At 65.6% G+C, this 21,237-nt stretch carries 19 protein-coding genes; 15 read left to right on the top strand and 4 right to left on the bottom strand.

Annotated elements, in window-relative coordinates:
* Positions 1-55 precede the first annotated feature (55 nt).
* The 3 genes from KT882_RS28120 to KT882_RS28110 form a co-directional block, all read right to left on the bottom strand.
* Positions 56-1,180, bottom strand: a complete 1,125-nt coding sequence (locus KT882_RS28120; RefSeq protein WP_161072813.1) for a hypothetical protein — start codon at positions 1,178-1,180, stop codon at positions 56-58.
* Between the two features lie 87 nt (positions 1,181-1,267).
* Positions 1,268-3,460 carry a TonB-dependent receptor plug domain-containing protein gene (locus tag KT882_RS28115; protein ID WP_228893855.1) on the bottom strand — a complete coding sequence of 731 codons (2,193 nt, stop codon included), beginning with the start codon at positions 3,458-3,460 and terminating at the stop codon, positions 1,268-1,270.
* A 241-nt stretch (positions 3,461-3,701) separates the two neighbouring features.
* Positions 3,702-4,835 (bottom strand): M14 family metallopeptidase, encoded by a 1,134-nt coding sequence (locus KT882_RS28110; RefSeq protein ID WP_161072811.1) that lies wholly within the window; start codon positions 4,833-4,835, stop codon positions 3,702-3,704.
* A 139-nt stretch (positions 4,836-4,974) separates the two neighbouring features.
* Between KT882_RS28110 and KT882_RS28105 the strand changes: the two genes are divergently transcribed.
* The 4 genes from KT882_RS28105 (at position 4,975) to KT882_RS28090 (ending at position 9,571) form a co-directional block, all read left to right on the top strand.
* Positions 4,975-6,063 (top strand): TRAP transporter substrate-binding protein, encoded by a 1,089-nt coding sequence (locus tag KT882_RS28105; protein ID WP_161072810.1) that lies wholly within the window; start codon positions 4,975-4,977, stop codon positions 6,061-6,063.
* Positions 6,064-6,219: 156 nt separating this feature from the next.
* Entirely contained in the window at positions 6,220-6,681 is a 462-nt protein-coding gene (locus KT882_RS28100) for a cache domain-containing protein (protein ID WP_161072809.1), read from the top strand.
* 74 nt (positions 6,682-6,755) lie between these two features.
* Entirely contained in the window at positions 6,756-7,700 is a 945-nt protein-coding gene (locus KT882_RS28095; protein WP_228893854.1) for a glycosyltransferase family 2 protein, read from the top strand.
* Positions 7,697-9,571, top strand: coding sequence for a glycosyltransferase 87 family protein (locus KT882_RS28090; RefSeq protein WP_161072807.1), 1,875 nt, complete (start codon positions 7,697-7,699; stop codon positions 9,569-9,571). Before KT882_RS28095 ends, KT882_RS28090 begins: the two co-directional genes overlap by 4 nt.
* 82 nt (positions 9,572-9,653) lie before the next feature.
* Here KT882_RS28090 and paaX read toward each other — a convergent pair whose 3' ends face one another.
* Positions 9,654-10,580, bottom strand: a complete 927-nt coding sequence (paaX, locus tag KT882_RS28085) for a phenylacetic acid degradation operon negative regulatory protein PaaX (protein WP_161072868.1) — start codon at positions 10,578-10,580, stop codon at positions 9,654-9,656.
* A 202-nt stretch (positions 10,581-10,782) separates the two neighbouring features.
* On the opposite strand from paaX, the gene paaA reads away from it, so the two are divergent.
* The 11 genes from paaA to KT882_RS28030 all read left to right on the top strand — a co-directional run bounded on the left by paaA (position 10,783) and on the right by KT882_RS28030 (position 21,227).
* A complete protein-coding gene (gene paaA, locus KT882_RS28080) occupies positions 10,783-11,772 on the top strand; it encodes a 1,2-phenylacetyl-CoA epoxidase subunit PaaA (RefSeq protein WP_161072806.1) in 990 nt (329 codons plus the stop codon).
* An 11-nt stretch (positions 11,773-11,783) separates the two neighbouring features.
* Positions 11,784-12,068, top strand: coding sequence for a 1,2-phenylacetyl-CoA epoxidase subunit PaaB (gene paaB / locus KT882_RS28075; RefSeq protein ID WP_161072805.1), 285 nt, complete (start codon positions 11,784-11,786; stop codon positions 12,066-12,068).
* 13 nt (positions 12,069-12,081) lie between these two features.
* On the top strand, positions 12,082-12,834 hold the full coding sequence (paaC, locus tag KT882_RS28070) for a 1,2-phenylacetyl-CoA epoxidase subunit PaaC (protein ID WP_161072804.1): 753 nt from the start codon (positions 12,082-12,084) through the stop codon (positions 12,832-12,834).
* Positions 12,835-13,389: a 1,2-phenylacetyl-CoA epoxidase subunit PaaD gene (gene paaD / locus KT882_RS28065; RefSeq protein WP_228893853.1), complete on the top strand. Its 555-nt coding sequence runs from the start codon at positions 12,835-12,837 to the stop codon at positions 13,387-13,389.
* 13 nt (positions 13,390-13,402) lie between these two features.
* Positions 13,403-14,479, top strand: a complete 1,077-nt coding sequence (paaE, locus tag KT882_RS28060; protein WP_161072802.1) for a 1,2-phenylacetyl-CoA epoxidase subunit PaaE — start codon at positions 13,403-13,405, stop codon at positions 14,477-14,479.
* 123 nt (positions 14,480-14,602) lie between these two features.
* Positions 14,603-15,394 carry a 2-(1,2-epoxy-1,2-dihydrophenyl)acetyl-CoA isomerase PaaG gene (gene paaG / locus KT882_RS28055; protein WP_161072801.1) on the top strand — a complete coding sequence of 264 codons (792 nt, stop codon included), beginning with the start codon at positions 14,603-14,605 and terminating at the stop codon, positions 15,392-15,394.
* Between the two features lie 2 nt (positions 15,395-15,396).
* Positions 15,397-16,968 (top strand): 3-hydroxyacyl-CoA dehydrogenase PaaH, encoded by a 1,572-nt coding sequence (gene paaH, locus KT882_RS28050; RefSeq protein ID WP_161072800.1) that lies wholly within the window; start codon positions 15,397-15,399, stop codon positions 16,966-16,968.
* Positions 16,961-17,434 (top strand): hydroxyphenylacetyl-CoA thioesterase PaaI, encoded by a 474-nt coding sequence (paaI, locus tag KT882_RS28045; RefSeq protein ID WP_161072799.1) that lies wholly within the window; start codon positions 16,961-16,963, stop codon positions 17,432-17,434. Before paaH ends, paaI begins: the two co-directional genes overlap by 8 nt.
* A gap of 45 nt (positions 17,435-17,479) precedes the next feature.
* Positions 17,480-18,805 (top strand): phenylacetate--CoA ligase PaaK, encoded by a 1,326-nt coding sequence (gene paaK, locus KT882_RS28040; protein WP_161072798.1) that lies wholly within the window; start codon positions 17,480-17,482, stop codon positions 18,803-18,805.
* Between the two features lie 9 nt (positions 18,806-18,814).
* Positions 18,815-20,020, top strand: coding sequence for a 3-oxoadipyl-CoA thiolase (gene pcaF, locus KT882_RS28035; RefSeq protein WP_161072867.1), 1,206 nt, complete (start codon positions 18,815-18,817; stop codon positions 20,018-20,020).
* A gap of 58 nt (positions 20,021-20,078) precedes the next feature.
* Positions 20,079-21,227 carry an ABC transporter substrate-binding protein gene (locus tag KT882_RS28030; RefSeq protein WP_161072797.1) on the top strand — a complete coding sequence of 383 codons (1,149 nt, stop codon included), beginning with the start codon at positions 20,079-20,081 and terminating at the stop codon, positions 21,225-21,227.
* Positions 21,228-21,237: the final 10 nt, after the last annotated feature.

Raw genomic sequence — 21,237 nt, 5'->3', positions numbered from 1 at the left:
ACCGTAGGGCGGGTTAGCACGCCAGTGCGTAACCCGCCAGAGCCGCCAGCGCCCCTTACCGGCAAAGCTGGCTTTTCGGCTCTCCGCACGCAATAAGGCGTCCCACATCCGGATTGTCCAGATAGCGCACATGCGCATCGACCGGGTTTTCCAACGCCCCGAACCAGCTGCGCGCATTGGACACCAGCACATTGTGCACCGCCACCCCGGGGCGTTCGTACTTCTCCTTCAGCAGCGTATAAGACAGCAGATCGTTCGGGTCGGTAAACGCGACCAGCGTCAGGCCGGACAGCGCCGGCGCCGCGCCCGGTGCGGCGGCAAGCCGCGCGCCGCGCCGTCCCAGCACGCGCTGCAGGCTGTCCTGCGGCAGCGCGCGGCGGCCGACTTCCAGCGGCAGATCCTGGTCGGCCAGGCCCAGTATGGGGATCTGGTTGGCCGCCATCACCAGATAAGCCATGCGGTCCAGCGTCTGCTGGGCGGCTTCGGATGCGCGCCGCGCGTCCGGCGTGGCGCTGCGCTCGTCCAGCATGCTGCCCAGCGTGTCGAACAGGATCTTGCTGCCCAGGCTTTCCGAGATCACCACCAGCGGCGCGTCCGGCGCCGCGCCTGCCGTGGCGCGCATCACCGCCTCGCGCATGCGCTGCTGGATCTGGCCGCGCGCCACGCCCTGGTAGATCAGCGCGTCCGGCAGGCAGTCGTCCATCAGCAGGTCTTTCACTTTGGCGTTGATGCTGGCGCGCTGCGGCGTGTAGGGCGGGCTGCCCTGGCAGATGGGGGATTTTTCGCTCTGGTCGTAGCACAGCTGCTGCTTGAGCGGTGTGGTCAGCGGCGACCAGATCAGCGACTGGAAGCGGATGGCGCCGTCCCCGGTGGGCACCACAGCGGGAATGATCTCGATCTGCGGGGCGCCGGTTCCGGCCTGGGCGCGGGCCGCAGGGGCGGGCGGCGGCAGGTTGGCGGCCAGCGCGCTGCTCAGCTGCTGCACGGTCTCCGTGGCCCAGCTCGCGTCGTGCGTGCACATGCCGTGCACCAGCAGCACGTCGACCTGGTGGCCGGGCGCCTGCGCAAGGAAGTGGGCCAATCCGGGGAAAGCCGCAGCCGGCTCGATGAACTGCGCCGGCCGGTAGGGCATGCTGCAGGCGCTGAGGAACAACAGGGATATGAGCGGCAGCTTTTTCATGATGGTCTCCAGTCGGGGCGCTGGAAACCATCATCTGCGCAAGAGGACGCCGCCGCAAGGGGGAATCTGCGGCGGCTTTGTGCTACATCAGAACTTCATTTCCAGCAGGGCGCGCACCACGGCGGTGGTTGGCGTGATGGTGCCGTCGCGCAGGGTGCCGGTGGACTCGACGAAGGCCGATTCGTTGTAGTTGTCCTGGTGCAGGGCGTTGGCTACGGCAACGCGCAGCTGGGTCTTGGGCGTGAACTTCCACAGGCCGTACAGGTCCAGCGAACGCTTCGGAATCGAGTAGGCGTACTGGCGGTCCGAGATGCGTACCGGGCCGCCGCTCTGGAAGCTGAAGCTGCCGCCCAGGGTCAGCGGCAGGGTGTCCAGTTTCCAGTCCGCGCCCACGGTGCCGCTGATCGGGGTCTGCTGGTCCAGGCGGTTGTTCGGGCCGGGCACGGAGTCCAGGTCCGACCAGTTGCGCGACAGGTTGGCGCGCATTTCAATCGCCGGGGCCGTCGGGTACATGGAGCGCAGCGGCAACTTGGCTTCCAGCTCGATGCCGCGCGTGTTGGCGGTGCCGGCGTTGACCGGGCGCGACACGTACAGGCCGTCGATCAGGGCCACCTGCTGACGCGTGATGTCCTTGATGCGGCGCACGAAGGTGCTGGCCGTCATCAGGCCGCCGCCCGGCAGGTAGTGCTCGAAGGCCAGGTCCAGGCCCCAGGCCAGTTCAGGCTTGAGCAGCGGATTGCCGGTCTGGTCCGGGCTGGTGGCGGTGTTGTTGTTGGAGGCGAAGCGGCGCGGGATCAGGCTGTTCACGCCGGGCGCCTTGTAGGTGCGCGACACGCCCAGGCGCACCTGGTCGGCCTTGCTGCCGGGGATTTTCCACAGCGTCTGGAACAGCGGGCTCCACACGCTGGACTTGTTGCTCACCGGCGCGTAGTCGTTGCCTTCGCTGGTGGTCTCGATGCCTTCCCAGCGCAGGCCGAAGTACACCGACCAGCGGTCCGTGACGGTCCATTCGTCCTGCGCGTACAGCGCCAGGCGCTTCACGTCGGCGGCGTAGATCTGGTCCAGGTTGACGGCCGGCGCGCCCACCGGGCTGCTTTCGCGCTGGATGCGGTCTTCGTCGCGCTTGCTGTAGCCGGCGTCCCAGCCGGTGGCCAGCGCGTGGCCTTCGAACAGCGGCGTGGAGTATTTGCCTGTGGTGGTGAAGCCCTTGTCGGTGGAGTCGGACGACACCGTGCGCTTCAGGGCCAGCACATTGTTGGCGAAATATTGCAGCGACGGCGCTTCGGTGGAGCGCTTGTTGTAGTTGGCGCCGCCTTTCACTTCCAGCTTGGCGCCGCCGGCCAGCTTGCGGGTCCAGGTCAGGTCGGTGCGCAGCAGGGCCACGTCGGAATCGATGTCCACGCTGGTGGCGCTGTAGCGCGGCAGGCTGCCTTGCAGGGTGTTCACGCGCTCGTCCGTGTCGCCGCGGAAGCGGTTCACGTTGACGAAGCTTTGCGAGGTGATGATATCGTTCGGGCCGAGGTTGATGTTCACGCGCGGCGACAGGTTCAGCGCCTCGAACGAGCCGCTGCTGGTCTGCTCGGTGCGGCGCGACAGGTTCTGCACGCCGGCCGGGTTGGTGCCGGTGGTGACGATCTCGGCGGGACGGTTGAACTTGCCGTAGGTGACGCCGCCGCCCACCGCGTAGGAAATGGCGCCCTTGCGGTCGGAGATCTGGAAGTTGGTGTTGGTGCCCAGCTTGCCGTTGTCGTCCTGCAGGCCGACCTTGACTTCGCGCTGCGCCGTGACGATGGCTTTCTTCAGCACGATGTTGATGCCGCCGGCGATGGCCTGGGTGCTGAACTCGGCCGTGGCCGCGCGCATCACTTCGATGCGTTCTATCATGTCCGGCGACAGCGAGTCGAGCGAGAAGCCCGGCGGCGCCGGTTCGCCGTTCAGCATGATCTGGGTGTAGCCGCTGCCCAGCCCGCGCATGCGGATGTCGCCGCCGCGTCCCTGCACGCCGCCCACGGTGATGCCGGGCAGGCGCTTGAGCACCTCGGCGATGGTGGTGTCGCCGTTCTTCAGGATCTCTTCCTGCGTCACCACGATCTTGGTAGCGGTATCGTTGCGGCGCGCGTCATAGGTCTCCGCCGCGCCCTTGATCTCCACCTTTTGCATCGGTTCTTTGGCGGGCTTGACGGGTTCTTCGGCGGCAAAAACGTGGGCCGAGCTGATCAAGATAGGCGCGGCGGCCAGCAGGCGCAGCAGGGTAGGGGACGGGCGGAGCCGTTGGGTCATGGTGGTTGCCGATAAGGGAAAAGTTACACAAGGAAAAGCCCGCTCAAGGCGGGCTTTTCCACTTTGCTAGCATGGTAATAGGAATGTTGCCTGCTTTCAATTGCAAGATGCTGCGGCGAGAAGGCGATTTCGCCGAGCATGGACTGCAATTGCGTGCAGTTGGCGCCTATTTGCGCATATTGCGGCTATTCGCCGGAATATGGCCCCATCGGCGCCTGCACGCCGAGGGAAAAATAATTTCTCAGGCGTTGGCGCGCAGCGACAGTAGCACTGGCTGCAGGATGGCTGCGCCCAGGCGGGCGCTGCGGGCGCCGTCCCAGCCGGTGACCGGGTCGGGGTCGTTGGCGTTGTCCTTGAACGGCATTTCCAGCGTCAGCGACAGGCAGCCGAAGGCGTGCGAGATGTGCGGCGAACCCATGGACAGGGTTTCCGGCGTCAGCGGGCTTTCGCCGTAGCCGAATTCGTCCTGGAAGTCCGGGCTGGCGATCTTGAAGGCGTCGATGAAGTCCTGCTGGCGCTCGGCGTCGGCCTTGCTCCAGGTTTCCAGCGCTTCGCTGCCGGCCGTGAACACATAGGGCAGGCCTTCGTCGCCGTGGATGTCCAGGAACAGGTCGCAGCCCACTTCCTTCATCTTGTTCAGCACCAGGAACACTTCCGGGCTGCGCTCCATGCTCGGCTTGAACCATTCGCGGTTCAGGTTGGCGCCGGCGGCGTTGGTGCGCAGGTTGCCGCGCACGGATCCGTCCGGGTTCATATTCGGCACCACGTAGAACACGGCTTCCTGCAGCAGCTGGCGGCCGAAGGGATTGGCCACGTCCAGCAGGGCGTCGACCATGCCTTCCACAAACCATTCCGCCATGGTCTCGCCCGGATGCTGGCGCGCGATGACCCACACCTTGGGCTTGCCTTCTTCCGGCTCGCCGATCACCAGCAGATTCATGTCGTGGCCGTCCAGGGTGCTGCCCAGGTCTTCCAGGCGCACGTAGTCGTTCAGCTGGGCGTTGTCCAGCAGGGCAAGGTGGCGTTCCCACGAGTAGGGCTCGAAGTAGGCGTAGTAGACGCTGTCGTATTCCGGCGTGTGCTCGATGACCATGGTCTTGCCGTCATACGAGGTGGGCACGCGGAACCAGGTGTCGCGGTCGTAGCTGGCCACGGCCTGGTAGTCCTTCCAGCCGTCCGGATAGGCGGCCTGGCCGGCGTTCAGGAAGTTCATCGTCAGCGGGGTCGCCTTGGCGCCCTGCACGCGGAAATAGAACCACTGGATGATGTCGGCAGCGGAGTCTTTGCGGATGTTCAGGTCGATCGCGGAAGGGTCGTCCGCGCGCAGAACGTCGATGGCGCCAGCATCGAATTGGTGGCTGATTTTGATAGGCATTGCTTCGGTCCTGACGGTAAAAAATCGGGTGTGCCGACATGATACTAGTTTTATGCACAAGCTTGGGATTGCAAGCTTGCCAATTCGGTCATACACTAGGCCGGGATTCCTCACGAAAACAATACCGGAGACTGAACCTATGCAGCGTCGTTCCTTCCTGAAGAATGCCACCCTGGGCGCTGGCGCCGGCGCGCTGGCGGTAGCCCCGGCGCTGGCCCAGGCGCAGCCCGCCGTGACCTGGCGCCTCGCTTCCAGCTTCCCCAAGACCCTGGACACCATCTACGGTTCGGCCGAGCATTTCTGCAAGCGCGTGGCCGAGCTGACCGGCGGCAAGTTCACCATCCGCCAGCATGCGGCGGGCGAGATCGTGCCCGGCCTGCAGGTGATGGACGCGGTGCAGGCGGGCACGGTGGAAATGGGCCATACGCCTTCCTACTACTACTTCGGCAAGGACCCGGCCTTCTGCTTCGACTGCGCCGTGCCCTTCGGCCTGACCTCGCGCCAGCAGACCGCGTGGTACGACCAGGGCGGCGGCCGCGAGCTGATGCGCGAGTTCTACAAGGGCTACGGCATCATCAACTTCATGGCCGGCAACACCGGCACGCAGATGGGCGGCTGGTACCGCAAGGAACTGAAGACCGTGGCGGACATGAAGGGCCTGAAAATCCGCATCGCCGGTTTCGCCGGGCGGGTGATGGAGCGCATGGGCGCGGTGCCGCAGCAGATCCCGGCCAGCGACGTGTACAGCGCGCTGGAGAAGGGCACCATCGACGCGGCCGAGTGGGTCGGCCCTTACGACGATGAGAAGCTGGGCCTGCAGCGCGTGGCGCCGCACTACTACGCGCCGGGCTGGTGGGAGGCTGGGCCGCAGCTGTCGTTCTATATCAATATCAAGGAATGGGAAAAGCTGCCCAAGGAGTACCAGGCGGCGGTGGAGTGCGCCAGCTACGAGTGCCACGTCATCATGCAGGCCGAGTACGACACCAAGAACCCGGCCGCGCTGGCGCGCCTGCTGAAGAACGGCGCCAAGCTGCACACCTTCTCCAAGGAGATCATGGACGCGTCCTACAAACTGTCCACCGCGGTGATGGAGGAGGAGGCCGCGAAGAATGCCAAGTTCAAGAAGATCTACGAGCCATGGAAGAAATTCCGCCAGGACCAGAACCAGTGGGCCTCGGTGGCCGAAGCCACCATGCAGAATTACCTGATCAACGCCGGGCGCAAATAAGCTGGGCGAGTGGGCTGAGTGGGAGGGCGGTCCTGCCGCCTTTCCCCTTGTTGCGTCGCGCTGACAAAACCTTTTAGTGCGGAAAATGTGCGCTACACTGCCTTGGCCGCCGGCCCGGGCCGGTGCGGCGCACTTTCAAATTAAAAGGGGACCAAGATGAAGCAGCTGTTTCGGGTAGTCTTTGCGGCCTTGCTGGCCTGTTCGCTGGTGCAGGGCGCGTCGGCGGCCAATGTGGGCACGGCCGACGAGGCGGTGGCCATGGTGAAGAAGGCGGCGGCCTATATCGCCGCCAACGGCAAGGACAAGGCCTTCGCCGAAATCAGCAACCCCAGCGGCCAGTTCAAGGACCGCGACCTCTACATCGCCGTGCTGGACAAGACCGGCCTGACCCTGGCCCACGGCGGCAACCCCAAGCTGATCGGCAAATCCATGATCGACCTGAAGGACGTGGACGACAAGCACTTCATCAAGGCCTTCCTCGACGTGGCCGCCACCAAGGGCAGCGGCTGGGTGGACTACAAATGGCCCAACCCGGTCAGCAAGGCCATCGAGAAGAAATCCACCTATGTGGAAAAGACCGGCGACCTGGTCATTATTTGCGGCATCTATAAAGGCTAATCCAGCGCGGCATTGCGGCGGGAATGTTGATTGAGAGCAGCTATAATGCTCAATTGTCATTCCTGTCTGCTACGATGCCTGATCCATCCCCTGTGCGTATTGCGGTGCTCGTTCCCTGCTACAACGAGGCCACGACCATCGCCGCGATTATCCGCGACTTCAAGCGCTACCTGCCGTCGGCACAGATTTTTGTGTTCGACAACAACTCCACCGACGACACCGTGCGCATTGCCCGCGAGGCGGGCGCCATCGTGCGCCACGTGCCGGCGCAGGGCAAAGGCAGCGTGGTGCGCCGCATGTTCGCCGACGTGGAGGCCGACGCCTACGTGATGGTGGACGGCGACGACACCTACGACGCCTCGGTGGCGCCGGTGCTGGTCGAGCGCCTGCTCGACGAAGGGCTGGACATGCTGGTGGGCAGCCGCGTCACCGAAGAGCAGAGCGCCTACCGCTTCGGCCACCGCTTCGGCAACCGCCTGCTCACGGGCTGCTTGTCCGCCGTGTTCGGCCGCACCTTCAACGACATCCTGTCCGGCTACCGCGTGTTCTCGCGCCGCTACGTCAAGTCCTTCGCCGCGCATTCGGCCGGGTTTGAAATCGAAACCGAACTGACCGTGCACGCGCTGGAGCTGCGCCTGCCGGTGGCCGAGGTCGAGACCGTCTACAAGTCGCGTCCGGAAGGCTCGTTCAGCAAGCTCAACACCTACCGCGACGGCGCGCGCATCCTGATGACCATCTTGCGCCTGTTCAAATCGGAGCGGCCGCTGGCCTTCTTCGGCATCGGCTTCCTGCTGTGCACGCTGCTGTCGGCCGGGCTGGCCGTGCCGCTGCTGGCGACCTATCTGCAAACCGGCCTGGTGCCCCGTTTGCCGACCGCCGTGCTGTGCGCCTCCCTCATGCTGCTGGGGATTATCCTGCTGGTCTGCGGCCTGATACTGGACGCCGTGACCAAGGCCCGCATCGAGCAAAAACGCTTCGCCTACATGGCGGTGCCGGTGTTCAGCCGGGACGCTTCGTGAGCGCGGGTTTGCTGGGCCGCCTGGAAGCCAGGCTGCTGCGCTGGGCCGCGCCGCTGGCGCATCCGCGCGCGGCGCGGCGGGCCGCCTTCATCGTGCCGCTGCTGTGCGGCCTGCTGTCCCTGGCCATGGGCCAGGACGACGGCTGGGACATGCGCAACTACCATCTCTACAACGTGCATGCGCTGCTGAACGGGCGCATGGCGCTGGACATGTCGCCGGCCGGCTTCCAGAGCTATTTCAATCCCTTGCTCGACGTGCCGTATTTCCTGCTCACGCAATGGCTGCCGGCGCCGGTGGCCGGCTTTGCCTTCGGCGTGCTGCACGGCCTGGTCTTTGTGCTGGTGGCCGCCATCGTGCGCCAGTTCGTCGCCAGCGGCCGCACCGCGCTGCTGCTGGCCATCGCCGGCATGATGAGCGCGGCCTTCCTGTCCGAGCTGGGCAACTCCATGGGCGACAATGTGACGGCGCTGCTGGTGCTGTGGTCGCTGTACTGGCTGCTGCGCCGCTGGGAACAGCTGCCGTCCTGCACCGGCGCCGGCTTGCGCGCGCTGCTGGGTGCGGGCGCCGTCATGGGCCTGGGTCTCGGCCTGAAGCTGACCAATGCGAGCTTTGCGGTGGGCGCCTGCGTTGCGCTGCTGGCCCTGGCCGCGCCGCTGCGGCAGCGCGTGCTGGCCGCCTTCCTGTATGGCGTGGGCGTGCTGGCTGGCATGGCGGCAACGTCGGGCTACTGGATGCTCCGCATGTGGAGCAGCTACGGCAATCCCTTGTTCCCGCAATTTAACAACATCTTCCACAGCCCGATGGCGGCGGAACTGGGCGTGCTGGACGAGGGGCACTTGCCGCGCGGCCCGCTCGAAGCGCTGCTGTGGCCCTTTGTTTTCACGCGCAATATCGGCCGCATCGCCGAGGTGCCTATCCAGCAAATTATCTGGCCGCTGCTGTACACGGCGGTGGCGGCGTGGACCGTGGTGGCGCTGCTGCGCCGCGTGCAGGGAGCGCAAGGCAAGTTCGCCGCGCTGCCCGTGCTGGCGCCGCGCGCCTTGTTCCTGCTGGTGTTCTTTGCGGTCTCGTATGTGGTGTGGGTGCGCCTGTTCAGCATCTACCGCTATGTGGTGCCGATGGAGCTGCTGGCGCCGCTGCTGTTCTGGCTGCTGTTGCAGACCATGGCGCCGCCGCCGCTGGCGGCCCGCTTGGGCGGCTGGCTGCTGCTGGCCGCCACGCTGGCCGTGCTGCCCTTTACTACCTGGGGACACGCGGGCTGGACTGAACGCGCCTTCGCGGCCGATACGCCGCGCATCGCGCAGCCCGCGCGCGCCGTGGTGTTCCAGGCTTCGTCGGATAGCCCGATGGGCTGGCTGGCGCAGTTTATGCCGCCGGATGCGGCGGTGGTTGGCCTGGGTTCCGGCTTTCCGGAATCGCCGGCTTACCGGGAGCGCATGCGGCAGCTCATCGCCACGCGCGGCGGGCCGCATTACATCATGTTCCCGATCGCCACCGACAAGCGCGCCACCGGCATGGAGCGCAAGGCGCAGCTCGCCGGTTCGCTGGGCTTGACCGGCAGCGAAACGGGCTGCCGCGCGCTGGAATGGCTGACCAGCCATGTGCGGATGAAGGCCCAGGTCGACCGCGCGGCGGCGCCGTCCGGCCAGCTGTGCACGCTGGCCTTGCAGGCGCAGTACCGCAAGGATACGGCGCCGGAAGACAGGGCCATGGAAGCGGAGGCGGCGCGCCGTTTGGGCCTGATCGGGCTGGCGTATGATCCAGCAAGTTGTGTGGCTTACCGGGCGTCGGTGGGCACTGAGCCTTATCCGTACCGGATGTGTACGGTGGCGGCCGCCGACGGCGCTGGCGGGTTACGTGCTGCGCACTAACCCGCCCTACGGTTCTCCAGTGTTGGCGGTGTTGTTGCGTAGGGCGGCTTAGCGCAAAGCGCGTAACCCGCCTTGCCCGGCGTTAATCCAGTCCGCCGAAACGCTGGCGGAAGTCGCCGCCGGCTGCGGCGGCGCTGTCGTCCTCGCGGCGCAGCACGGCCAGCACGTGCTGCTCGGCCGCCGCCGCCACCAGCCGGTACAGCTCGCGCGCCAGCTCATAGGCTGAAGCGCCCGGCCACGGTTCGGGCAGCAGTTCCACCGGCAGCTGCGGATCGTGCAGCTGCACGCGGCGCCAGGCGTGGATCAGCAGCGATCGGATCACGAAGGCCTGTTCCGGCTCAGGCTGGTGGCCGCCGCGCAGCAGGGCCAGCAGCGGCTCGAACTGGGCGATGAACTGCAGGTAGCCGCCGCTCACGCCGCTCAGGTCCCATCCCTCGTCTATCATTTCCCGCAGCGGGCGCCCGTTGCGCGCGCCCGGCATTTCCGCCGCGTGGCAGATGAACAGCTTGTCGCGCATGCCGGTGCGCGCCAGCAGTTCGTCCAAGGTGTCCGGATTGCCGGCCGGATGGCCGAACACGCCGGCCGACACCAGGCCGTACCCTTCCCATACCAGCTCCTTGCGCAGCAGCGTGCGCTCGGCCGCGCCCAGGCTGTTGCCGCTCATGACCAGAGTCCAGTCGCCGTCCCAGTGCACCTGCAGCGGCGCGTAGATGCGGCGCTGCGCGCGCGCAAAGCGGGCCTGCGCCTCGGGCGCGATGGAATAGGACGAGCGCCGCCCGTCGCGCTGCGACACCAGCCAGCCCTCCTGCGCCAGCCGGAACACGGCGGTGCGCAGCAGCCTGTCGTTCACGCCGAAGGGCGCCAGCAGCTCGATCAGGCTGCCCAGCCAAACTGTGCCGCCATGCGGCACGATGGCGTCGCCGAAGATGGTCATTACCAGCGACTTCGAGCGCGGCGGGTCGCTGGCCAGGAAGTGGGCTATCCATTCGTTGCTGTTCAGGGTCTTCATCTTGCGCACGGGTGATGTTCTCTCAAGCCGGGAGTTTACTTTGCTGCGGCTTCGGCGCAGCATTATTTTTTTTGTATCTGCGCATTTTGGCACCGTTTCGCCCCAAAGGGATACGGTTTTTTGATTTGAGTCAAAAAATCAGTATGCAAACGAATTATTGTATCGTATGATGATTTCACACCCTTGACCAAGGAGACAAAACATGTACGCACAGATGGTTGAAACCGGCCTGAAGAAAGTTCAGACGAACGAGGACATGAGCGCCGACGAGCGCGAATTCCAGGCCCGTATCGACGCCGGCGTGAAGATCGAAGCCAAGGACTGGATGCCGGACGCGTACCGCAAGACGCTGATACGCCAGATCTCCCAGCACGCCCATTCCGAAATCGTCGGCCAGCTGCCTGAAGGCAACTGGGTAACCCGCGCCCCCACGCTGAAACGCAAGTCCATCCTGCTGGCCAAGATCCAGGACGAGGCCGGCCACGGCCTGTACCTGTACAGCGCCGCCGAGACCCTGGGCGTGTCGCGCGACGAGCTGCTGGCCGCGCTGCACAGCGGCAAAGCCAAGTATTCCAGCATCTTCAACTACCCCACGCTGAGCTGGGCCGACATGGGCGCCATCGGCTGGCTGGTGGACGGCTCGGCCATCATCAACCAGATCCCGCTGTGCCGCTGCTCCTACGGCCCGTATTCGCGCGCCATGATCCGCGTCTGCAAGGAAGAGTCCTTCCATGCGCGCCAGGGCTACGACATCATGATGTCGCTGGCCAAGGGCACGCCGGAACAGAAAGCCATGGCGCAGGACGCGCTGAACCGCTGGTGGTGGCCGTCGCTGATGATGTTCGGCCCGTCCGACGCCGAGTCGGTCAACAGCGCGCAGTCCGCGCAATGGCGCATCAAGCTGTTCTCGAACGACGAGCTGCGCCAGCGCATGGTCGACCAGACCGTGCCGCAAGCCGAATACCTGGGCCTGACCGTGCCCGATCCCGACCTGAAGTTCAACGCCGAGACCGGCCACTATGAATTCGGCGAAATCGACTGGAGCGAGTTCCAGGCCGTCCTGAAGGGCAACGGCCCGTGCAACCGCGAGCGCCTGCGCACCCGCGTGCAGGCCTGGGAAGAGGGCGAGTGGTTCCGCGACGCGCTGGTGGCCTATGCCGACAAACATCAAGAGGACAAGGCTGCGGCCTGAGGAGACATAAGATGAGCAAAGAATGGCCATTGTGGGAAGTTTTCATCCGTAGCCAGCACGGCCTGGCGCACAAGCACGTGGGCAGCCTGCACGCGTCCGACGCCGGCATGGCGGTCAACAACGCGCGCGACGTGTACACCCGCCGCAACGAGGGCGTGAGCATCTGGGTGGTGCGCGCCACCGACATCGTGGCCAGCAGCCCGGGCGACAAGGACGCGCTGTTCGAGCCGTCCAACAGCAAGGTCTACCGCCATCCCACCTTCTTCCCGATGCCGGAAGAAGTGAAGAACCTGTAAGCGCGAGGCGACGATGGACAACAAGATTGCATACCTGCTGCGCCAGGGCGACAACGCGCTGATCCTGAGCCAGCGCCTGTCCGAGCTGTGCGGCAAAGGCCCGGCGCTGGAGGAGGACATGGCGCTGACCAATGTGGCGCTGGATCTGCTGGGCCAGACCCGCATGTGGTACAGCTACGCCGCCGAGCTGGAAGGCGCGGGCCGCGACGAGGACAAGCTGGCCTACCACCGCGACGCGCACGACTTCAAGAACTGCCTGCTGGTGGAGCAAAAGAACGGCAACTACGCCGACACCATGATGCGCCAGTTCTACTTCGATACCTGGCACTACTTCTTCATCGGCGCGCTGACCAAGTGCGGCGACGAGCGTATCCGCGAGATCGCCGAGAAGTCGTTGAAGGAAGTGACCTATCACCTGCGCCGCAGCGGCGACCTGATCGTGCGCATGGGCGACGGCACGCCGGTGAGCCACGCCAAGACGCAGGCGGCGGCCGACCAGCTGTGGATGTACACGGGCGAGTTCTTCAAGTACGACGCGGTGGACGAGGCCATGGTGGCCGCAGGCGTGGCCCCGGCTTCCGAGCCGCTGCGCGCGCAGTGGCTGGCCCACGTGAGCGACATCTTCGGCGAAGCCACCTTGACGATGCCGTCGCCGGACGCGTGGATGCAGAAGGGCGGCAAGCAGGGCGTGCACAGCGAGCACCTGGGCTACCTGCTGGCCGAGATGCAGTTCCTGCAGCGCGCCTATCCCGGTTCGGAGTGGTAAATGAACGCCGCCGCTGCCATCAGCACTGAGCAAGTCTGGGCCTGGCTGGCCGAGGTGGCCGACCCCGAGATCCCCGTGATCTCGGTGGTGGACCTCGGCATCGTGCGCGAGGTGGCCGTGGCGGACGACGGCGCCTGCGTTGTCACCATCACGCCGACTTATTCGGGCTGCCCGGCCATGCAGGTGATCGCGGACGCCGTCACCGGTGCGCTGCGCGAGCGCGGCATCGAGCAGGTGGAGCTGCGCACGCAGCTGTCGCCCGCCTGGACCACGGACTGGATGAGCGAGGAAGGCAAGGCCAAGCTGAAAGGCTACGGCATCGCCCCGCCCGCGCAGCAGGTGATCGACATCAGCGGCTTGCGGCGCAGCGCGTCCGGCGCGCAGGACCTGGCAGCCGGTGTGCGGCGCGGCGCCGTCGCCAAACCCACGGTCGTGTGCCCGAATTGCGGCTCCAGCCATACCGAAAACACCAGCCAGTTCGGCTCCACGCCTTGCAAGGCGCTGTACAAGTGCCTCGATTGCCGCGAGCCTTTCGACTACTTCAAGTGCCACTGAGAGCATAACCATTATGAGCAAATTCTATCCGCTGTCCGTCGCCAAGGTGAGCAACGAAACGCGCGACTGCATCGCCGTCACCTTCGCCGTGCCGCCCGAACTGGAAGAAAGCTTCAAGTACCAGCAAGGCCAGCACCTCACGCTGCGCACCCACATCAATGCCGAGGACGTGCGCCGTTCCTACTCCATCTGCTCCGCCGTGCAGGACGGCGCGCTGCGCGTGGCCATCAAGCGCACCCCTGGCGGCATGTTCTCCAGCTGGGCCAACGACACGCTGAAGGCCGGCGCCGTGATCGAGGTCATGCCGCCCATGGGCCACTTCAACGTGGCGCTGGACGCGGCCAACCGCAAGAACTACATGGCCTTCGCGGCGGGCAGCGGCATCACGCCCATCCTGTCCATCATCAAGACCACGCTGCTGACGGAGCCGAACAGCCGCTTCACCCTGTTCTACGGCAACCGCGCCTCGTCGTCGGTGATCTTCAAGAACGAACTGGCGGACCTGAAGGACATCTACACGGACCGCCTGAACATCGCCTACGTGATGAGCCGCGAGCAGCAGGACATCGAGCTGTTCAACGGCCGCATCACGAAAGAGAAGGCGCAGCAGTTCCTGCAGCACTGGGTGCGCGTGGAGGACTACGACAACGCCTTTATCTGCGGCCCTGAAGACATGATGCACGGCGTCTCGGCCGCGCTGCAGGAAGCGGGCATGCCGAAGGCGAACATCAAGATCGAGCTGTTCGCGGCCAGCATACCGAAGCACCAGCACAAGCCGCGCGCGCAAGCCGACGCGGGTGCGGGCCTGACCGAAGTGACCGTCGTCATGGACGGCAACCACACCATGTTCACCATGGACCGCGACAAGGAGTCCATCCTGGACGCGGGCCTGCGCGCCGGCATCGACATGCGCTACTCCTGCAAGGGCGGCGTGTGCTCCACCTGCCGCTGCAAGGTGCTGGACGGGAAAGTGGACATGGACGTGAACTACGCGCTGGAAGACTACGAGATCGCGCGCGGCTTCGTGCTGAGCTGCCAGAGCTTCCCGGTGACGGACAAAGTGGTGGTCGACTTCGACCAGGCCGAGTGAGCAATGGCGGGTTACGGTGCTGCGCACCTAACCCGCCCTACGTGCACGCGAAATACACGGAATATCGTAGGGCGGGTTAGGCGCAGCCGTAACCCGCCAACAAGAATCAACGGAGGAGACGCCATGAGTTACGAGAATATTTTATTTGAAATCCAAGGCGGCATCGCCAAGCTGACGCTGAACCGTCCGGACAAACTCAATAGCTTCACCCAGGCCATGCACCTGGAGGTGCGCGATGCGCTGGCCAAGGTGCAGGCCGACAAATCGGTGCGCGTATTCCTGCTCACCGGCGCCGGCCGCGGCTTCTGCGCCGGCCAGGACCTGGGCGACCGCGCCGTGGAACCCGGCGCCGAGGGCGTGGACCTGGGCGACTCGGTCGAGAAATTCTACGCCCCGCTGGTACTGGCCCTGCGCAGCCTGCCCATGCCCGTCATCTGCGCCGTGAACGGCGTGGCGGCCGGCGCGGGCGCCAACCTGGCGCTGGCCTGCGACATCGTCATCGCCGGCAAGTCGGCCAGCTTCGTGGAAGCCTTCTGCCGCCTCGGCCTGATCCCGGACACCGGCGGCACCTGGATTTTGCCGCGCCTGATAGGCATGGCGCGCGCCACCGGCCTGGCCATGCTGGGCGAAAAACTCACCGCAGACCGCGCCGAGCAATGGGGCCTGATCTGGAAATCCGTGCCGGACGAACTGCTCATGACCGAAGCCACGGCCATGGCCGAACACTTCGCCACCGCGCCCACCAAGGGCCTGGCCTACACCAAGAAGGCGCTGCAGATCAGCCACTGCAACTCGCTGCCCGAGCAGCTCAAGCTGGAAGGCGAAATGATGCGCGAGCTGGGCTACAGCCACGACTACCGCGAAGGCGTGGCCGCTTTCATCGCCAAGCGCGCGCCTGAATTCAAGGGGGAATAAACATGGCCGCTCTGGATAAAGCCAGCATCGTCGCCGTGATCGGCAGCGGTGCCATGGGCGCGGGCATCGCACAGGTGGCGGCCGCCGCCGGCCACACCGTCAAGCTGTACGACACGCGCGCCGAGGCGGTGCAGAAGGCCATCGCCGACATCGCCAAGGTCTACCAGAAGCTGGTGGACAAAGAACGCATGACGGCGGCGGACGCGCAAGCCGCCACCGCGCGCCTGCAGGCTGCCGACGGCCTGGCCGGCGTTGCCGGGGCCGCGCTGGTGGTGGAAGCCATCGTCGAGAACCTGGACGTGAAGCGCTCCCTGTTCGCGGACCTGGAAGGCATCGTCGGCGACGACTGCATCCTGGCCACCAACACCTCCTCGATTTCCGTCACCGCCATCGCCGCCAAACTGCGCCGCCCGCAGCGCCTGGTGGGCATGCATTTCTTTAACCCGGTGCCGCTGATGGCGCTGGTGGAAGTGATCAGCGGCCTGGCGACCGACGCGGCCGTGGCCGAAACGGTGTACGACACTTCCATCGCCTGGGGCAAGAACCCGGTGCACGCCAAGTCCACGCCTGGCTTTATCGTCAACCGCGTGGCGCGCCCCTACTACGCCGAAGGCCTGCGCCTGCTGAACGAGCAGGCCGCCGACGCCGCCACCATCGACGCGGTGATGCGCGAGGCGGGCGGCTTCCGCATGGGACCATTCGAGCTGATGGACCTGATAGGGCACGACGTGAACTACTCCGTCACCCAGTCCGTCTTCAACGCCTACTACAACGATCCGCGCTTTACGCCGTCGGTCATCCAGCAGGAGCTGGTGAACGCCGGTTTCCTGGGCCGCAAGTCGGGCCGTGGTTTCTTCGCTTACGGCGACGGCGCCTCGGCGCCAGCCGCGCAAAGCGAGGCTGCGCAAGCGAAGCCCGAGTACGTGAGCTACAGCGTGGAACCTGGCGCCAGCGGCGCATCGGCCGTGACGGACGCGGTGCTGGCGCGCTTCCAGGAGCGCGGCGTTGCCGTCACGCTGCGCAAGAGCGGCGAAGCCCACGCACACGCTCAAAGCCAGGAGCATGCTCCGGCCTTCCACTGCAACGGCGCCGCCATCTATCTTACCGATGGCCGCACGGCGACCGAGCGCGCGGCCGACAACAAGCATCCGGACACGGTGGTGTTCGACCTGGCGCAGGACTACGGCAAAGCCACCCGCATCGCCATCGCCGCCGCCGACCAGTGCAGCGCAGCAGCGTACAGCGCCGTGGTGGGCCTGTTCCAGGCCGCCGGCTTTGCCGTGACGAAGCTGGACGACGTGCCCGGCCTGGCCGTGATGCGTACCGTGGCCATGCTGGCCAACGAGGCGGCGGACGCCGTCAACCAGGGCGTGTGCAGCGCACAAGGCGCGGACACCGCCATGCAGAAGGGTGTGAACTATCCGCGCGGCCCGCTGGCATGGGCGGACGCCGTCGGCGTCGAGCGCATCGCCACCGTATTGACCAACCTCGCAGCCGCATATGGCGAAGACCGCTACCGCGTGTCGCCGCTGCTGCGCCGCAAACAGGCATCGGGAGCCAAATTTCATGCATAAAGACGCACCAGTTTTATCCGCTGCCCATGATCCTGCCCAAGCGCAGGCGCTGGCCCAGGCCGCCGGCGACGCGATGTACTCGCGCGACCGCGCCACCCAGGCCATGGGCATGCTGCTGGCCGAGATCCGGCCCGGCTACGCGCGCATGACCATGCCGGTGCGGGACGACATGCTGAACGGGCACCAGACCTGCCACGGCGGCTTTATTTTCGCGTTGGCGGACAGCGCCTTCGCGTTCGCGTGCAACAGCCACAACCAAAACACGGTGGGCGCCGGCTGCACGATAGAGTACCTGGCCCCCGGCCGCCATCACGACCTGCTGACGGCGGAAGCCGTGGAGCAGGCGCTGGCCGGCAAGAGCGGCATTTACGACGTCAAGGTCAGCAATCAGGACGGACGCATCATCGCCCTGTTCCGTGGCAAATCGCACCGCGTCAGCGGTGAAGTGGCGCCGCAACAAGGCTAGATAATCAAGCAAAAATCAGCAGAACTCGAACACGAGGAGACAGCAATGGTTCAACGCAATCCCGCCCCAGCTGACCTGGAGCCTATCGAACGCGCCAGCAAGGACGAGCTGCAGGCGCTGCAACTGGAACGCATGAAGTGGACGCTCAAGCATGCGTATGAAAACGTGCCGCACTACCGCGCCGCTTTCGACGAAAAAGGCGTGCATCCGGACGACCTGAAGACCCTGGCCGACCTGGCCAAGTTCCCCTTCACCGACAAGAAAACCCTGCGCGACAACTATCCCTTCGGCCTGTTCGCCGTGCCGCGCGAGAAAGTGGTGCGCATCCACGCGTCCAGCGGCACCACCGGCAAGGCCACCGTGGTGGGCTACACGCAGAACGACATCGACACCTGGGCCAATGTGGTGGCGCGTTCCATCCGCGCAGCGGGCGGCCGTGCAGGCGACATGGTGCACATCTCCTACGGCTACGGCCTGTTCACCGGCGGCCTGGGGGCGCACTACGGCGCCGAGCGCCTGGGCTGTACCGTCATCCCCATGTCCGGCGGCCAGACCGAGAAGCAGGTGCAGCTGATCCAGGACTTCAAGCCGTCCATCATCATGGTCACGCCGTCGTACATGCTGAACATCATCGAGGAGTTCCAGCGCCAGGGCATGGACGCTGCCGATTCTTCGCTGAAAGTGGGCATCTTCGGCGCCGAGCCGTGGACGGACGCCATGCGCGGCGAGATCGAAGCGCGCGCCGGCATCGACGCGGTGGACATCTATGGCCTGTCCGAAGTGATGGGGCCGGGCGTGGCCAGCGAATGCATCGAGTCGAAAGACGGCCCGGTGATCTGGGAAGACCATTTCTACCCCGAGATCATCGACCCCGAAACCGGCGAAGTGCTGCCCGACGGTTCGGACGGCGAACTGGTATTCACTTCGCTGTCGAAGGAAGCGCTGCCCATTATCCGCTACCGCACGCGCGACCTCACGCGCCTGCTGCCGCCCACCTCGCGCTCCATGCGCCGCATCGGCAAGATCACCGGCCGCTCGGACGACATGATGATTATCCGCGGCGTGAACGTGTTCCCCACGCAGATCGAAGAGCTGATCTGCAAGATGCCCAAGCTGGCGCCGCAATACCAGCTGGTGGTGAGCCGCGACGGCCACCTGGACAAGCTGGACGTGATCGGCGAAGTGCGCCCCGAGTGGACCGGCAAGCTCACCTCCAACGAAGTGGAAGCGCTGGCGCGCGAGCTGGAACACGCCATCAAGACCTATGTGGGCGTGAGCACCCGTGTTAGCCTGCTGGCAGCCAACAGCATCGAACGCACGATGACTGGCAAGGCCAAGCGTGTAATCGATAAACGACCCAAGTTAGTTTGAGGAACGATGATGAACGAAGCTTTTATCTGCGACGCCGTACGCACTCCCTTCGGCCGCTACGGCGGCGCCCTGTCCGGCGTGCGCGCCGATGACCTTGCCGCCGCGCCTATCGCCGCGCTGAAGCAGCGCAACCCCGGCGTCGACTGGTCCGAAGTGGACGACGTCTACTACGGCTGCGCCAACGGCGCCGGCGAGGACAACCGCAACGTCGGCCGCATGGCCGTGCTGCTGGCTGGCCTGCCAGTGGAAGTGCCGGCCAACACCATCAACCGCCTGTGCGGCTCCAGCCTGGACGCGGTGGGCATCGCCGCGCGCGCCATCAAGTCCGGCGAGGCGCACCTGGTGATTGCCGGCGGCGTGGAAAGCATGACGCGCGCGCCTTTCGTCATGGGCAAGGCCGACAGCGCCTTCTCGCGCGCCGCGAAAGTGGAAGACACCACCATAGGCTGGCGCTTCGTCAACCCGCTGATGAAGCAGCAGTACGGCATCGACTCCATGCCGGAGACGGCGGAGAACGTGGCCAATGAGTTCAACATCAGCCGCGCCGACCAGGACGCGTTCGCCGTGCGCAGCCAGCAGCGCTGGGCCGCCGCGCATGCGGCCGGCCATTTCAAGAGCGAGATCGTGCCGGTCACCATCGCCCAGAAAAAAGGCGATCCCAAGATCGTGGACACCGACGAGCATCCGCGTCCGGACACCACCATGGAGATGCTGGCCAAGCTGAAGGGCGTGGTCAAGCCGGATGGCAGCGTCACGGCGGGCAACGCCTCCGGCGTGAACGATGGCGCCTGCGCCATCCTGCTGGCCTCCGGCGCGGCAGTGGACAAATACGGCCTCAAGCCGCGCGGCAAGGTGCTGGGCATGGCCACCGCAGGCCTGGCGCCGCGCATCATGGGCTTCGGTCCGGCTCCCGCGTCGAAGAAGGTGTTGGCGCAGCTGGGCCTGACCATAGAACAGATGGACGTGATTGAACTGAACGAGGCATTCGCCGCGCAGGGCCTGGCCGTCACGCGCGACCTGGGCCTGGCGGACGACGCGGCCCACGTCAATCCGAACGGCGGCGCCATCGCCATCGGCCACCCGCTGGGCGCATCCGGCGCGCGCCTGGTGACGGCCGCGCTGAACCAGCTGGAGCGCACCGGCGGCCGCTACGCCCTGTGCACCATGTGCATCGGCGTGGGGCAAGGTATTGCACTGGTAATCGAACGCGTATAAAAACTGGGGTCGGTCCCGACGGGACTGACCCCGGCACCTAAAACTACGGAGACAAAAAATGTTCGCGAATATCCTGAAGAAGACCGTTATTGCCGCATCCCTCGTCCTCGCCGCCGGCAGCGCCATGGCGCAGAACATCAAGATCGGTTCCGTGCTGTCCGTATCCGGCCCGGCCGCCTTCCTGGGCGACCCCGAGCTGAAAACGCTGCAGATGTATGTTGAGAAGATCAACGCCGAGGGCGGCGTATTGGGCCGCAAGCTGGAGCTGGTGCATTACGACGACGGCAGCGACGCCGCCAAGGCCAACGGCTTCACCAAGCGCCTGATCGAGTCCGACAAGGTGGATGTGCTGATAGGCGGCACCACCACCGGCGCCACCATGGCCATGGCCCCGCTGGTGGACAAGGCGGGCCTGCCCTTTATTTCGCTGGCGGGCGCGGTGGTCATTATCGACCCGGTGAAAAAGTGGGTCTTCAAGACTCCGCACACCGACCGCATGGCCGCTGAAAAGGTATTCGAGGACATGAAGAAGCGCGGCATCAGCAAAGTGGGCCTGCTGTCCGAGACCAGCGGCTTCGGCGCATCGGGCCGCAAGGAATCGCAGGCTGTCGCGTCCAAGTACGGCATTACCCTGGTGGCCGATGAAACCTACGGCCCGAAAGACACCGACGTCACCGCGCAGCTGACCCGCATCAAGAACACCGCCGGCGTGCAGGCGGTGTTCGTGTTCGGCCTGGGCCAGGGCCCGGCGGTCGTGACCAAGAACTACGGCCAGCTGGGCATGACCGCGCTGCCGATGTACCAGTCGCACGGCGTGGCGTCGGACGAGTACCTGAAGCTGTCCGGCAAGGCTGCCGAAGGCGTGCGCCTGCCTACGCCTGCGCTGCTGATCGGCCAGATGCTGCCGGCCAGCGATCCGCAGAAAGCCATCGTCGTCGGCTACGACAAGGCCTACAAGGACCGCTACAAGATCGACCCGTCCACCTTTGGCGGCTACGCGCTGGACGCGCTGAACCTGTCGGTGGACGCCATCAAGCGCGCCGGCGGCACCGACAAGGAAAAAGTGCGCAACGCGCTGGAGACGACCAAGGGCTTCGTGTCCACCACCGGCGTGTTCAATATGAGCGCGACGGACCACATGGGCCTCGACCTGTCGGCATTCCGCATGGTTGAAGTGAAGAACGGCGACTGGCAGCTGTCCAAGTAAGCGGAGTCCA

Source organism: Pseudoduganella aquatica, from assembly GCF_020865585.1.
Taxonomy (GTDB): domain Bacteria; phylum Pseudomonadota; class Gammaproteobacteria; order Burkholderiales; family Burkholderiaceae_D; genus Rugamonas; species Rugamonas aquatica_A.
This window is presented reverse-complemented; position numbering and strand designations above follow the sequence as displayed.

Bases quoted from the DNA above. Each gene is read 5' to 3' on its own strand.
- KT882_RS28115 (WP_228893855.1), bottom strand. From the start codon at position 3,460: ATGACCCAACGGCTCCGCCCGTCCCCTACCCTGCTGCGCCTGCTGGCC.
- paaK (WP_161072798.1), top strand. From the start codon at position 17,480: ATGGTTCAACGCAATCCCGCCCCAGCTGACCTGGAGCCTATCGAACGC.
- paaG (WP_161072801.1), top strand. From the start codon at position 14,603: ATGAGTTACGAGAATATTTTATTTGAAATCCAAGGCGGCATCGCCAAG.
- paaA (WP_161072806.1), top strand. From the start codon at position 10,783: ATGTACGCACAGATGGTTGAAACCGGCCTGAAGAAAGTTCAGACGAAC.
- paaI (WP_161072799.1), top strand. From the start codon at position 16,961: ATGCATAAAGACGCACCAGTTTTATCCGCTGCCCATGATCCTGCCCAA.
- KT882_RS28030 (WP_161072797.1), top strand. From the start codon at position 20,079: ATGTTCGCGAATATCCTGAAGAAGACCGTTATTGCCGCATCCCTCGTC.
- paaC (WP_161072804.1), top strand. From the start codon at position 12,082: ATGGACAACAAGATTGCATACCTGCTGCGCCAGGGCGACAACGCGCTG.
- paaH (WP_161072800.1), top strand. From the start codon at position 15,397: ATGGCCGCTCTGGATAAAGCCAGCATCGTCGCCGTGATCGGCAGCGGT.
- KT882_RS28095 (WP_228893854.1), top strand. From the start codon at position 6,756: ATGCCTGATCCATCCCCTGTGCGTATTGCGGTGCTCGTTCCCTGCTAC.
- paaD (WP_228893853.1), top strand. From the start codon at position 12,835: ATGAACGCCGCCGCTGCCATCAGCACTGAGCAAGTCTGGGCCTGGCTG.
- paaE (WP_161072802.1), top strand. From the start codon at position 13,403: ATGAGCAAATTCTATCCGCTGTCCGTCGCCAAGGTGAGCAACGAAACG.
- KT882_RS28100 (WP_161072809.1), top strand. From the start codon at position 6,220: ATGAAGCAGCTGTTTCGGGTAGTCTTTGCGGCCTTGCTGGCCTGTTCG.
- KT882_RS28120 (WP_161072813.1), bottom strand. From the start codon at position 1,180: ATGAAAAAGCTGCCGCTCATATCCCTGTTGTTCCTCAGCGCCTGCAGC.
- paaB (WP_161072805.1), top strand. From the start codon at position 11,784: ATGAGCAAAGAATGGCCATTGTGGGAAGTTTTCATCCGTAGCCAGCAC.
- paaX (WP_161072868.1), bottom strand. From the start codon at position 10,580: ATGAAGACCCTGAACAGCAACGAATGGATAGCCCACTTCCTGGCCAGC.
- KT882_RS28110 (WP_161072811.1), bottom strand. From the start codon at position 4,835: ATGCCTATCAAAATCAGCCACCAATTCGATGCTGGCGCCATCGACGTT.
- KT882_RS28105 (WP_161072810.1), top strand. From the start codon at position 4,975: ATGCAGCGTCGTTCCTTCCTGAAGAATGCCACCCTGGGCGCTGGCGCC.
- pcaF (WP_161072867.1), top strand. From the start codon at position 18,815: ATGAACGAAGCTTTTATCTGCGACGCCGTACGCACTCCCTTCGGCCGC.